Origin of the sequence: Trichocoleus sp. DQ-A3, from assembly GCF_039961975.1 — a bacterium.
In the GTDB taxonomy this organism is placed as follows: domain Bacteria; phylum Cyanobacteriota; class Cyanobacteriia; order Cyanobacteriales; family FACHB-T130; genus FACHB-T130.
The window spans coordinates 146,125-159,724 of the sequence record NZ_JAMPKC010000004.1; the positions used below are offsets into that span (position 1 = coordinate 146,125).

Below are 13,600 nucleotides of genomic sequence, written 5' to 3' on the forward strand. Positions count from 1 at the left end.
AGAGGGCGCGGCGTTTGTCTAGAGGTATCCCTTGGCTGAATCAACGCGCGATCGCGTTCCATCTACTCTCCATGTATATGTAAAATATCTTAGGTCTACCTACTTTGCTTTCCAATAGCTGTGCGTTGACCGTTGTTGATTAATTAGAGTGTATTTGTAAAATGGGTCTTAAAATCGTCGAGAATTTTGACAGTAGTTTTGCGCTTGCGCCAGAAGCGAAAGAAGCTCTGTTCAGTTTATTAACAGGTGAAGCTTTTCTCACCCAAATTACCGAACAGACAAACTGGGAAGCAGTTGAGTTTACAGAATTACTTTTTCAACCTGTTCCTTACAGCACTGCAACTCCCAAAGGAATGCCAGCAGAATTTGAAACATATAAAGAATCTGACGATCATATTATCATCAACGTGCCGCCGAACTTTATGTTCAAAGCAAAAATATTTAAACCGTCTCGTCTTTGTGCCATTTATAGAAAGGCGCAGTTAAATTAAGATAGGCTAGGTGGTTGAAACCGCAGCTATACACACAAAACCTGGCTTCTCTGGTTTAAAATTTATGATTTTTCGTTAGTCCGCTTGGCGCGGACTTATTTTGTTTAGCCGCGATTTCCAATTTCCAGGGCTAGTAAGTTGACAATGAGCGCTTCTCCATAAGTCGTCAAAGCGAGATACCCGACTTCTTCAAGAAGTCGGGTATCTGAATTTTTAGCATCTTACAAGGCAATTGTTTCGAGCTTGTGCAGCGTTTATTTAAAAGGACTCCAAAAATAAAAAATAGAATTTTTAAAATAGCTAAAAATAATCCAGAAGGTAAATAGACAAAAATATTTATCTATCATAAGGTCATAAAGTGAAAACAGTTTTATCAAGTTAGTCTGAGGACTCAGCTAACAGTCCTATGTTAAAAGTGTTAAAAGTCACGCGCTCTCAACTGCAACGTTATGGTATCGCGGCTTTGTCAGTCACCTTAACGCTGCTGCTGCTTCTGCTATTGCCGCCGACTAAAACATCCATTTCACCGTTGTTTTTTGCCGCCGTGACGTTCAGTGCCTGGTATGGCGGACTGGGGCCAGGGATAGTGGCTACGATAGTGGCTGTTTTAGCTAACAACTATTTCTTCGTACCTCCGATCTATCAGCTAGCAATCAGCCGTGAGACGGACGTTCTCCAGCTAGTCATATTTAGCTTAGTCGCACTGCTGATTAGTTCGTTAAATGCAGAATTACTGGCTGCGAAGCAACGAAGTGAGGCAAGCTTATCAAAACTAGAAGTAAGCTACCGTCGCCTGATTGATACAGCTCACGAAGGCATCTGGTTGATTACCCCAAACTTGCGGACAGATTACGCGAATCAGCGGTTAGCTGAGATGTTGGGTTACAGCGTCCAAGAGATGGGCGATCGCTTTGTTTTTGACTTCATCAATCGAGAGGAACGCATCGAGGCAGAGGAACACATTGAGCGAAGTAAACAGGGAATTCGAGAGCAATTTGACTTTCGGCTTCGCCGTAAAAATGGCGAAGACCTTTGGGCAATCCTCTCCACAAACCCGATTCTCAATCGGCAAGGTGAGTTTATCGGGGTGCTGACAATGCTGACCGACATCACCAAGCGCAAACAAACCGAGAAGGCACTCCAAGAGAGCGAGAGGCGCTTCCGACGCCTGGTTGAGGCGAATATTTTTGGTGTCACCTTCGCCAACTTTACCGGAAAAATCAACTACGCCAACGACGCTTTCCTGAAATTAGTCGGATATGAGCGGGAGGATTTGGTTTCGGGTCGGCTTTCCTGGGAACAGATAACACCGCCGGAATATCTGCATTTGGATGCACAGGCAGCCGAAGAACTCAAGAAAAATGGTGTTTGTACCCCATTTGAAAAAGAATATATCCGTAAAGACGGGAGCCGGGTTCCCATTCTTATTGGTGGTGCCCTGTTACAGGAACCTTACGACCAGCAACAAGAAGGGATGGCCTTCTTGATAGACATAAGCGATCGCAAGCGAGCGGAGGAAGCGCTTCAACTGCGATCGCAAGCACTCCAGAATCAGCAGCAATGGTTAGAAGACGTGCTGAATCTGATGCCATCTCCTTTGCTGTTTGTTGAGCCAGGAACGGGTCGAGTCCTGTTTTCCAACCGAGCCGCTGACGAGTTGGCAGGAGGCGAATTTCCCAAAGATAAACCAGCCGAAGAGTACCACACCGTTTACTATTGCACGGATACGACGGGAGCGCAGATTCCCAACGAGCAAATGCCAGGAGTACGAGTAGCACGCGGCGAACGGCTCAACGGGTTTGAGATGAACTGGCACACGCCAGGAGGAATCCGTTCCCTGATTGTCTTTGCGGATACCCTGCCACCGATGCACGGTCATTCCTCGGTCTGTGTCGTGATGTTCCAAGACATTAGCAAACGCAAGCAAGCAGAAGCAGCTCTGCGCCAGAGTCAGGAGCGGTATTCTACCTTAGCGAGAGTTTCACGGGTGGGAATCTTTCATACAGACAGTCGGGGGAAGTGTTTGTATACCAACGAACGCTGGTGCGAACTGACCGGAATCACTCCAGAAGCCGCATTGGGAGAAGGTTGGGAAACTGCCCTTCATCCGGAGGATCGCCAACGCATCTTTGAATGGTATCAAGCCGCGCAGGGAAATCGGCTGTTCCAATCAGAGTATCGATATCAGCATTCTGATGGTTCGGTGACTTGGGTATTAGGTCAAGCGGCTCCTGAAATTGGAGAAAACGGTGAGACAATCGGCTATGTTGGCACCGTTACTGATATTAGCGATCGCAAACAAATAGAAATCGCACTGCAAGAAAGCGAAATGCGACTGCGGCGCATCGTTGACTCAAATATCATTGGCATCTTTTTCGGCGATCTGAGCGGCAAAATTACCGAAGCCAACGATGCCTTTCTGCAAATCGTCGGCTATACGCGGGAGGATTTACAAGCTGGTGAAATTGCTTGGAATCTGATGACTCCACCAGAATACATCGAGCGGACTCAGCAGGCGGTTAAGGAACTCAGAGAACAGGGGGTTTGCGTTCCCTTTGAAAAAGAATTGATCCGTAAAGATGGCAGCCGCGTCTTTGTACTGGTGGGGACTGCTTTGTTTGAGGGATCTCTACAAGAGCAGGGTGTCTGCTACGTCCTCGATCTGAGTGAACGCAAGCGAGCCGAAGAAGAACGCGATCGCCTCTTCAAGCTGGAACAGATCGCACGCGCCCAAGCGGAGTCAGCCAACCGGATGAAAGATGAATTTCTGGCTGTCCTCTCCCATGAGGTGAGAACGCCTCTCAATCCGATCTTGGGTTGGGCAAAACTCCTCCGCAGCCGCAAGTTTGATGAAAAAACCACCGCCCGCGCCCTAGAAACGATTGAGCGCAATGCCGAATTACAGTCACGGCTGATCGAGGATTTGCTAGATATTTCGCGGATTCTGCAAGGCAAACTGAGTTTAAATATTGCTCCGGTTAACTTGGTGGCAACGATTGAGGAAGCGATGGAAACGGTGCGTCTAGCGGCTGAAGCGAAGTCGATTCAAATTCACTCAGCGATCGCTCCCAATCTTGGTAAGGTATTGGGGGATGCCAATCGCTTACAGCAAGTCGTCTGGAATCTGCTCTCGAACGCTGTTAAATTTACACCGATAGGAGGACAGGTAGATATCCAACTTTCACAAGTCCCCAGTCCAGAGAATTCGGAATTCATTCAATCAAAATTCAATCAAAATTCCTATGCCCAAATCCAAGTAAGAGACATGGGGAGGGGAATTCACCCAGACTTTTTGCCCTTCGTCTTTGATTCCTTTCGTCAAGCTGATAGCCAAACGACACGGGTATCCGGGGGATTGGGGTTAGGACTGGCAATTGTCCACCACCTCGTAGAACTTCACGGCGGTACTGTTACGGCTGCAAGTCCGGGAGAAGGGCAAGGGGCAACCTTCACTGTGACGCTACCCCTAATGACAACTGCGCCTCAGACGAGTCAGGACAATCCGTTACTTGATAATTCTCCAAATTTGGAAGGGGTAAAGCTACTGGTTGTAGATGATGAGGTGGATACGCGGGAGTTAATCGTCTTCATTCTCGAAGAGTGTGGCGCACAGGTACGCGCTGTGGCATCGGCGGCTGAGGCGCTGGAGGCGCTAGCTCAGATGAAGCCGGATTTGCTGTTGAGCGATATTGGAATGCCTGAAATGGATGGCTATATGCTGATTCGTCAAATTAGAGCCAAGAGTGCAGAGCAGGGGGGAGAGATTCCAGCGATCGCCCTAACCGCTTATGCTGGCGAAACTGACAATCAGCAAATACTAAAAGCAGGCTTCCAGAGACACCTCACCAAGCCAATTGAGCCAGACGAGTTAGCGGTAGCGATCGCTAGCCTGATGAGCAGCATCAGTTCCTGAAGCTACCCTTCCCCGAAGAATTGATGTTAGCTCAGTTGCACTAATTTAGTGCCGCATTTAGAACAGAACTTTGAGTTCGCTGGGTTCTGATTTCCACAGTTAGTACAGAAAACGTGAGTGCGAGTCTCTTGAGCCGGAGAATGATTTGAAGCAACCCCAATTGGCTGAGTTGTAACAGGAGAATCAACAGGTTGACTACCCGGTGAATAAAGCTTAAAAGCTTCAATCATCTCCTGAATCACTCTTGCTTCGCGCTTGTAATTTAAGCTATCAGTTGCGCCTTCTTTTTCTAGTTCGACGGCACGCCGATCCAGATATACTTTCAGTTGGTGATACAGAGCTTGTTTTTTCTGCACCGTGTCAGCTTGGGTTAATTTTGCCGTTACCTGACGCTGAATTTCTTCTTTATCCGGGCGACACGCCAATACTTGCAGCACTTGCACCGCTTCTTCCCAACTGGAGGCGATATCGACATTTTCCAAACCAATTACGGTTTGTCGGGTGTAGCGAATTACCTTTTCTTTGGTTAGGCGATTTTCTTCTATTCGCAGCACTTGTAACGCCCTTGCTTGCACCACAAGGCGGAAAATATCTGGATTTTCTGGAAAAATATCCCAGAAAGGCGGTTCTTTTTGAATGTGAACGGGAATCGGTGGTTCTTTGCTTTCGCCTTTAAGTTGCGCTCGTTTTGCCTGAATCGATTGTCCTTTCCAATCTTGATAAGATTGCTGCAACTCCGGCATTCCCTCAATGCAACGCAGAGAGAAACCACCAATTTCTTGTACAAAAACAATCCGGTGACGTTCAGCTTCTCCCAACGGTGTAATGCCTTCGTTGCTGCCAACTCTCTCCCGCAGAATCGGGATAAGCTTAATTGCCGCTGGATCGCTGCTGTTGCGTCCGCCAACCAGGGCGACTTTGGCATTGAGTGCGGGGGTAAAGCCTGCGTCTTGACGCTTGAGAACGGCGTCAGAGAGTAAAATCAGCGGCTTCGATTTGCTGTAAGCAGTGCCGATGCGGTTGCGGATTTCGGCTTCGTCGTTGTTGAAGACTTTGAATAAGCGATCGCCAGCTGCCAATTCCCGCTTCAATCGGCTACTTTCCGGCGCACTGATCACGACTAATTTAGCGCGATCGCCAATAATTTCTTTAAAATCATTCTCCTGCACATCCGCTAAATTCGGCACATCAAATAGTCGCATCAACTCACCCGCCGCACGGTTACGCTTCCACAGCGGACTTGCTTCTGCGAGAACCTGTACTGACAAATTGCTACAAATCCCATCAATTCCCAACTCGTAGCGACTCTTAGAACCTTCGCTAGCACCCGCTTGTTGCTCAATTAAATCTCGATATAATTCATTGAGTTCTTCGCGGTTATACAGCTTAATCCCATTCACAATCAAAGCATCAGCACTATCCGCTTGTCGATCCGCTTTTTGTTGAAAATTATCGCGGGTTTGCTTCAATTTTTGATTTAAGCGTGCCAAACGGCGGTTTAATTCATCCAGATGTTCTAGCATTCTGGTAATGACTTCTAAACCTAAATATCTTGCTTGAGTTTGAATGGTTGCTACCAAGCTACCTTCTAACCCGGTTAGCGCTAACTCGCAGGATTTTTCCATATCTGCGTGCTTGGTAAGGGCAAACTTATTCTTAAACTCAGTAATATCTTGCAGCGCCTTTTCGTAATCTCTCTGTCGTTCGGTTTCCTTGGGTTGCCAAACTTTTTCTGATTCCCGGCGAAACTTTTCGGCGGCATTTTCAAAAATTTGACGCACCGCCGTCACGAAAGCATCAGCAAATTTTGGCCCTCTCGTGCGATCCTCAATAATCCGATAAAACTCTTCGTCTAACGCTTTTCGTCCTTGTTGTACGATGCGGTTGCGGTTATCGTACATCTTTTGCAAGAAGTCACCGTGCAATCGCTCGTCCGGACTTAATTTCCGCAAATGATTGGCTTTATATTCTTCAACTTTTGGCTGGAGATAGTCTAAAAACTGGAGAATTTTGCCCTTTTCGGCACCAACAATGTTTACGCCTTGCTGGGTACATTGCAACTTATTATCCGTAGCAATTTCATTGCGGATAGAGTTTACCCAAGCGGAGATTTCGGTTATATATGACCTGTCACCAGCCGCAGCTAAATCTGCAATCAGTTCCCCTTCTGTGAGGCGCATCCGTTTCAGGTCACTTTGCACCATCTCTAATACATTCGGTGGCAACTGTACCGATTCATTCAGCCACCAGCGAATAAAATCAGCGGCAAGCCGATCTGATAAAGAAGTGCGAATTTGAGCTATCGGAATTTCTACCGTAGATAACCCAAAACTCATAAAGTTCTTAGGATAACCGCGTCCACCAGGATCTGCTTGCGCCCAAGCTCCTTTAATATTATCTCGAATCGAACGTTTATAAGGCGCAAAATCAGAAGTTAAATCAAGGAAGATATTTTGGGAAATCATCTCCCGAATTTGGTCGAGAGTAAATTCACTCTCCCCATTTTTTGTTCCAACCAAATAAGTAAAATCAAAAGGCGCAGATTTACTGCGAATTTCATCCACTAAACCACTGCTAAATTGGGCAATATATTCTGTTCTATAATCAGAAAAATAGCTCAATTCCATCAAAGCAGCGTAACCGTTAGCGAGAACGCGATCGCCTACATTAATACTGGCGAAAGCTGTAGGCATCGGCACAATTGCCGTTACCATTGGACTCGCTTGTCCCCGCAACCAATGGCGGACGCAATAGCCGATATCAATCAGCATTCCGCTACCAGTCCCGCCAGAGAGAGAACCCGTCACAAAGACATTTAAACTTGTTGTATCTACCTTAATGCCATAGCGATCGCGCATAAAGGTTTCGTGTCCTTTGACGGCATCAGCAGCTTCATTAAACCGTCTTTGAAGTTTGTGATAATTACAATAAAAAGCAAATCGCCCATAACTGCGAATTTGTCCTGCACCAACTTCAATTGCCCCAATATTTCGCTCTAATTCGGTAGGAAACCAACTCTCTATCCAGGGATAGTTTCCCATATCCGACATAATTTTTTTGACTTCACTACCAGCAACACTTGCCCAATATTTTTCGTTGTCTTTGAAGGGAGAACCAGCGGCGGCAGGATTATTGACTTTGTACTCTCTATCTGTATCAATAATTAAAAAGCTGATTAGGGGGAAATTTTGCAAACTGCCATAAGTTTCTTCTACTAAGCGGCGTACTCGTGACAACACTTCATGCCCGGTGCCTCCGATACCCACTAATACAGTGGGAACCATGCTTTTCTCTTCTACTGCCATAAGATTTTCTCCTAGTAGCTATATTTTAGAATTTTTAACGCAAAGGAGCGCAAAGGTAAGCGCAGAGGTACGCAAAGAAAAGATTTTATTTGCGTACCTCTGGGTTTTAAAAATCTCACCTAACATTTAACAACGATATCCAATAAACTAAATAGCTGCCAAACAATTAAAGGTGTCAAAACACTCCAAAATAGAGCATTACTTAAGGATAATTGACCAGAAAGTGACCGATTAAAACCAATTAAACCTTGAAATAACCACCGATCCAGGGGTAAAATTAGCGTCCACATTAAAGCAATCCATGTCGCCCCTAGCCCCAGAATAAGCCATTTAAGGTTACTGTTGAAACGGGTAAAAAATGTGTCGGTGAAGAGCATTTCTAGATTATTCTGTTCGCCAGACAGATAAATACCGCCAGTAGCTAAAGCTGCGGCTTGCAATTCTGGAGAGCCTTCCCCTATCACAACTGTATTAATTCTAACTTTACGATTCCTGGCATCGGTGATGATGGCTGGTGACACGTTAGCACCGCCATCGGTAACTAACAGTAATTCTCGACAGCGCTTTTGCCCAATAGTGCCGAGTGCTTCCGTACCTTTTTGAATTGCTAAGTTAATATCTGTCGTATTGTTCGCGACCAGTTGAGGGAGATCGGGATTTGCCAAAGCTTGAGTTAATTCGGCGTCCACTTGTTGACTGTCTGTTTTAAAATCACCCGTAAGCGATCGCACGACTCCCCCAAATCCCAAAACCTGTATCTGGTTTTTGTTTCTCAACTGCTGGGCGTTTTGTTGCAAATACGACCGCACCGCTGCGACTTCCTGATACATAACTGTACCTGGGGCGTTAAATTCCGTACTGTAAGTGCTGCTGCTGAGGTCGAGAGCGATCGCAACTGCTACTGGCGGTCTACCTAATCCTAACAGCCAGATGAGTGCCGTCACGACTATACACGCTCCCAGCAACATCAACGGAATCTGGAATAACGGATACAACCACAAACCGCGACGAGAACGACTCACTTAGAGAACCCTGTTGTAAATTGGTCATGAGTCATGAGTCATCAACAACAACGACTCATGACAAGCAAAGACAAACTATAAACTACAGCCCTTTCACTACCGACTCCGGACTGCAATCAACCCAAAAACTCCTCTCTCTCCTCTCTTCCCTCTGCGTCCTCTGCGTCCTTGGCGGTTCGTTCTCTTCTAAATCGGGTTAAATTCATACTTAGATCCCGGCGGACCATTAGAACCAGGCGCGGCTTGCACAAGCGGAACTTCATTGAGAACATTAAAATCCGTAGCAGTACCGCTAATGGGCACTCCCTGGTTCAGAAGTTGAGATACCCCCGAACGAGAGGGATTTTGGCTAAAAGCAGACGTTAAAGCTTTCGTCGCATCATAAGCGGTAGCGGTGCGCCAGCTGACACGTCCTTTCCAAATCGTGGCAGCTTGGTTGGCGAAAGGATCGTTCGGTTGAGAACTCCAGGGAACTGCCAGCACAATGCCTTTAATCGCGTCGCCGCCAGAGGTGAGGATAGTCGGGTTATAGAGTTCATCTCCGCCAATTAACTGTAACCCTTGCGTCCCCGTGGGATTGGCTTTGGCAATCGCAACGGCTCGATCTACTTTATTCTTACTGAGTGCCAAGAAACCAATTTTCGCCCCCGCCCCAGTTGCATTCTGAATCTCAGTAGCAGCATTGAAATTGGCACCCGTAACATCTACTTCTTTCACAACTTTGCCGTTTACTTTAGATAAGGCGGTGGTAAACTGCTGCTTCAATTGCTGAGAGTAAGGACTATCGGCGTTGTAAAAAACCACCACAGACGGCGCGGAGGACTTTGCCGCGGTATATTTTGCTAAGGTGGTGCCGACGGTTTGCAGATAAGTACCCAGCAACTCGTTGGCTTTTTTGGCGAGGGGGATGGTTTGCAAGGTAGACTGACCGCCAGAACCGGGAGTAATGCTAGTGCTGATGGGAGAAAGGACGGTTAATCCAGCTTGTTCGTACATGGCGATCGCTTGCTGAGAGCCATTATCTACCCCGTGTCCCAAAACGCCTAAAATATTCGGTGACTTGGTAAGGTCTTGCGCCAAGGAAACCGCTTTTACCGGGTCAACATCGTTGACAATCACGACTTCTAATAAGCGTCCGGGTGTCGCCGGAGACTGGTTAAACTCGTCTTGCGCTTGTCCCACACCCCGCAGAACTTCCTTCGCTGTGTCCGGACTGGGGGTGATGGGAACCACGACTGCCATTGTCAGGGGATTCCCGGCTTTTTTGGCTTTGGCGTTATTCAGGTAAATTTTGCTTTCGGGATCGTTGGGGTTGACGCTAACCGCTTGTTGATATTGCGCGATCGCTTCCTCCCAATTTTTCTGGGCAAACGCGACTGCGGCGGCTGTTTTTTGGGAATTTGTTGCATCCTTTAATAGGATTTTCTCGCCTTGACTGATCAACTCGGAATTATCAGCGGTATCGCTTGCGATCGCTTGCGGATCGGCAGTTGCCGTGGGTGCATTGTCACTAGCAGTGGGAGATTGAGTCTCAGGAGACGCAACGATTGCCGGTTGTTTATTCCCCTGTGTCAGTTTATACAAGCCAAATCCCCCCGCCAGTGCCGCCAGAATCCCCAGCAGAATCAGGATTGGCAGCAGAAGTGAAGGCTTAGAACCGGGCGGCTTAGAGATGACCGTTTTCTGGCTTTTCTGAGGATTCATTGCCGCTCTAGGCAAGCCGCAAACAATACAGTCTGGCCCGTGATTTTCCTGGGGTGGATGGGCTTCATTGCTTGGGTACTGTTGATTGTTGTTTTTCGGTACACCATCACAGATCCATTTGCCTTGCGTATTCAATTCTGCCAATCTCCCTGGTAGCCATACTTACTATTTATTCTAATAATTCCAATCTTCTGCCGGAAAGAGCGACTGTGTCATCGCCATTGCCATCAGGATTCATTCAGATTAAAAAAATTGATTATTATAGCTTAATCATTTAATTCTTGTTAGCGCGGCAACGTTCGCTGCTCCAGACGCTTTAAGATAGTGAAGGTGCATTATCCTTCACTAAGCTTGTGAAGCGTGAGCGCAGAAGTGTAGAGATAAGGTTAATTATTTTCTAGCGCTTTTTTGGCAGTAAGATGACACCTAAAGGAAGAACCTCTGAGTTTAAGCCTAAATCTAAATCTAGGGATAAATTCAAGAGCAATATTTTTTCTGGAATTTGTTCGAGCCACCTCTGTGAGATTATCAAAAAGTCAAATAAATAACTCAAAAAATACCGATGACTTCTGAAAGCGATATTCCATCTCTTGCCAGCCTAGAATATATCCCTTACCTCGACGAAACCGGACATTTACCAGAGAAATTTCAGGGAAAAATTGGCGTATACGCAATATTCGATCGAGAGAAAGTGCTGCAACTGATCAACTATTCCCGCGATATCAATCTCAGTCTCAAGCAACATTTGGTACGTCAACACGAACGCTGCTATTGGCTAAAAGCACACACGAACGATCGCCCGAACCGTACCCTGCTAGAGAGCATTCGGAATGCCTGGATTGAAGAAAATGGTGCCGTCCCTCCTGGTAATGGTTCCGAACAAGCTGCATGGAACGATCCGATTGATGCAAAACGAGCCATGACCGCTGAGGAACAAACTAAATTGACAAGTCCAGCGATGGATGAAGTCGGGCAAGGGAAGCTGTTAAAAAATGTAGCAAGGCGCGTTGAAGAAGAAATTTTTCAGCAGCTCAAATCTCGTGGGGTTCAAGAAGAACTCCGCTTTAATCCAAAATTAAAAGAAAGTGGCTTACTAGACCTAAAGTAAGGACGCCATAACCGCAAGTCTTCTACAATCCTTGCACCAAGCAACCCCGACCGCCCTAACATCCCATGAATCCACACCTGTTGAACAATCGCTATCGCATTATCCAGACGCTGGGAAGTGGTGGATTTGGTAACACCTTTCTGGCAGAAGATACTCATATGCCGTCACGGCGTCGCTGCGTAATTAAACAGCTCAAGCCAATGGCAAACAATCCCCAGATGTTCCAGATGGCGCAAGATCGATTCCAACGGGAAGCGGCTATTTTAGAGGCGATGGGTGAAGGTAGCGATCAAATTCCCAAGTTGTACGCCTACTTTTCGGAAGCTGGGCAGTTTCACCTGGTGCAGGAATTAATTGAAGGGCAAACCCTGACCAAAAAGGTGCAAACTCAGGGGTTAGTGCCTGAAAGTCAAGTTAAGGAGATACTTGTCAGTCTGCTGCCCGTCTTGGATTATATCCACAGCAAGGGCATCATTCACCGGGATATCAAACCGGACAATATTATTATCCGGCAACGGGATGGGAAGCCGGTATTGATTGATTTTGGTGCCGTTAAGGAAAGTATGGGTGCGGCGGTGCATCCAGGGAATGCTCCCGCCTCGATTGTAATTGGCACGCCGGGATTTATGCCGCCGGAACAGGGAGTCGGGCAACCCGTCTTCGCCAGCGACATATATAGTTTGGCGCTGACGGCGATTTATCTACTCACGGGGAAACTACCGCAAGATTTACCAACCGATCCGCGAACGGGGGAGATTTTGTGGCATCAGTCCGCAGCGAATGTTAGTCCGGGTTTTGTTGCTGTCTTGGATAAGGCGATTCAGTCGCATCCGCGCGATCGCTATTCCACTTCCAGAGAAATGCTCGATGCTTTACAATCGGGTGCAACTCCAACGGTGGCTTCTGCTGGGGGTGCTGGAGTGTCTAATATGGCAACCGTTGCAGTGTCTCCGGGTGGTGGCAGGAACGTTTCGCCTGCGCCTGTCAATTCGCCGCATACCCCTCAAAACCCTGCGCCTGTAGTTGGTCAAGGACGGCGATGGAATCCTCTGCTAATCGGCATTGTGGGTGCAATTGTTTTGGTGGGCGCTATTGTCGGTCTTTCTCGACTGTTTAATTCTCGCCAACCCTCTCCCGTCACGTCATCTTCCCCATCAACATCACAACCAACCACCAGAGAAACAGAACGAACCCCAGAAAGAAATCGTCCCCTGGAGACATCGCCTGAACCATCACCTGAAAATTCTCCCACAAGACAGGACGAGGCGACGCCGCCAGTTATTGCTGAATCTCCTAGTCCAAGATCGGAACGTTCACCCGAACCAGAACGGGCGCGTACTACAGAACCCGTGCCCGTTCAATCTGCAACACCAGAACCAGCGCGATCGCCCGAACCCGCACGAACTCCAGAACCTGCACCCATACCCGAAAACAATAACCCAAATCCAAATCGTCCAGTTTCGAGCGTTCCTACATTTCCCGTCGGTACATCAAGAAGCACTATACAAGCATCCCTCGGCACTCCAAACATAGATGTGAGTGGCGCTTGGAGAACCCGCGCTGTCGTCTATAACTTAGTGCCAAATCAGATCGATCTTGGCTACTTATTCGATCGAAATTCCGGTCGTCTTCGCCAAACTGAAGCCTCCTTTTACCCAACAGTAGATCCTCAAGTCATGGAGACTACTTTGGATGGATTATTAAAAGGTGGAGCCGATAATTACATTAAAGATGGACTCCAAAAAGTGCAACAGCGTCGCTTGAGTTCTTACCGTTTTACTCAAGGCTCTTTAAAAGGCATGATTGTCCGGCAAGATTGTGATGTTATTTACATCAGTATTTGGGAAGCAGATATGCACGATTACAATGTGTCTGCTGCTAGGAAATGTTAGTATTTTTATCGTCCGCTTTGGGACAATGCTAATAGTTGTAGTTTACAAACATTTGTTAGGTTTTGTCCCTCAGCCTCACCTACATGGGCTTCTAAATCGTGCTTTTCAGTCTACTATCTTAGTGAACTTTGGCTTAAAGTGTGCGGCTTCAATCGCTGGCGGATG

Annotated in this window: 7 protein-coding genes; 4 read left to right on the top strand and 3 right to left on the bottom strand. The window is 47.1% G+C overall.

Annotated elements, in window-relative coordinates; genetic code table 11:
• The first annotated feature begins 161 nt into the window (after window positions 1-161).
• Together NDI44_RS09450 and NDI44_RS09455 are read left to right on the top strand one after the other, a co-directional pair.
• The gene (locus tag NDI44_RS09450; RefSeq protein WP_190415183.1) at window positions 162-491 is read left to right on the top strand and encodes a hypothetical protein; all 330 of its coding nucleotides are present in this window, start codon (window positions 162-164) and stop codon (window positions 489-491) included.
• Window positions 492-897: 406 nt separating this feature from the next.
• Window positions 898-4,404: a PAS domain S-box protein gene (locus tag NDI44_RS09455; protein WP_190415184.1), complete on the top strand. Its 3,507-nt coding sequence runs from the start codon at window positions 898-900 to the stop codon at window positions 4,402-4,404.
• 26 nt (window positions 4,405-4,430) lie between these two features.
• On the opposite strand, the gene NDI44_RS09460 is transcribed toward NDI44_RS09455, so the two are convergent.
• The 3 genes from NDI44_RS09460 to NDI44_RS09470 all read right to left on the bottom strand — a co-directional run bounded on the left by NDI44_RS09460 (window position 4,431) and on the right by NDI44_RS09470 (window position 10,570).
• Window positions 4,431-7,709 (bottom strand): tubulin-like doman-containing protein, encoded by a 3,279-nt coding sequence (locus NDI44_RS09460; protein ID WP_190415185.1) that lies wholly within the window; start codon window positions 7,707-7,709, stop codon window positions 4,431-4,433.
• 119 nt (window positions 7,710-7,828) lie between these two features.
• Window positions 7,829-8,731 carry a VWA domain-containing protein gene (locus NDI44_RS09465; protein ID WP_190415186.1) on the bottom strand — a complete coding sequence of 301 codons (903 nt, stop codon included), beginning with the start codon at window positions 8,729-8,731 and terminating at the stop codon, window positions 7,829-7,831.
• A gap of 186 nt (window positions 8,732-8,917) precedes the next feature.
• Complete coding sequence (locus tag NDI44_RS09470; RefSeq protein WP_190415187.1) at window positions 8,918-10,570, bottom strand: ABC transporter substrate-binding protein; 1,653 nt, start codon at window positions 10,568-10,570, stop codon at window positions 8,918-8,920.
• Between the two features lie 427 nt (window positions 10,571-10,997).
• On the opposite strand from NDI44_RS09470, the gene NDI44_RS09475 reads away from it, so the two are divergent.
• A complete protein-coding gene (locus NDI44_RS09475) occupies window positions 10,998-11,543 on the top strand; it encodes a GIY-YIG nuclease family protein (protein ID WP_190415188.1) in 546 nt (181 codons plus the stop codon).
• Between the two features lie 65 nt (window positions 11,544-11,608).
• On the top strand, window positions 11,609-13,435 hold the full coding sequence (locus NDI44_RS09480; protein ID WP_190415189.1) for a protein kinase: 1,827 nt from the start codon (window positions 11,609-11,611) through the stop codon (window positions 13,433-13,435).
• The last annotated feature ends 165 nt before the right edge of the window (window positions 13,436-13,600 follow it).

What these genes read in the sequence shown, in the direction of transcription:
- NDI44_RS09455 (WP_190415184.1), top strand. Translation starts at nt 898, where the DNA reads ATGTTAAAAGTGTTAAAAGTCACGCGCTCTCAACTGCAACGTTATGGT.
- NDI44_RS09480 (WP_190415189.1), top strand. Translation starts at nt 11,609, where the DNA reads ATGAATCCACACCTGTTGAACAATCGCTATCGCATTATCCAGACGCTG.
- NDI44_RS09450 (WP_190415183.1), top strand. Translation starts at nt 162, where the DNA reads ATGGGTCTTAAAATCGTCGAGAATTTTGACAGTAGTTTTGCGCTTGCG.
- NDI44_RS09460 (WP_190415185.1), bottom strand. Translation starts at nt 7,709, where the DNA reads ATGGCAGTAGAAGAGAAAAGCATGGTTCCCACTGTATTAGTGGGTATC.
- NDI44_RS09475 (WP_190415188.1), top strand. Translation starts at nt 10,998, where the DNA reads ATGACTTCTGAAAGCGATATTCCATCTCTTGCCAGCCTAGAATATATC.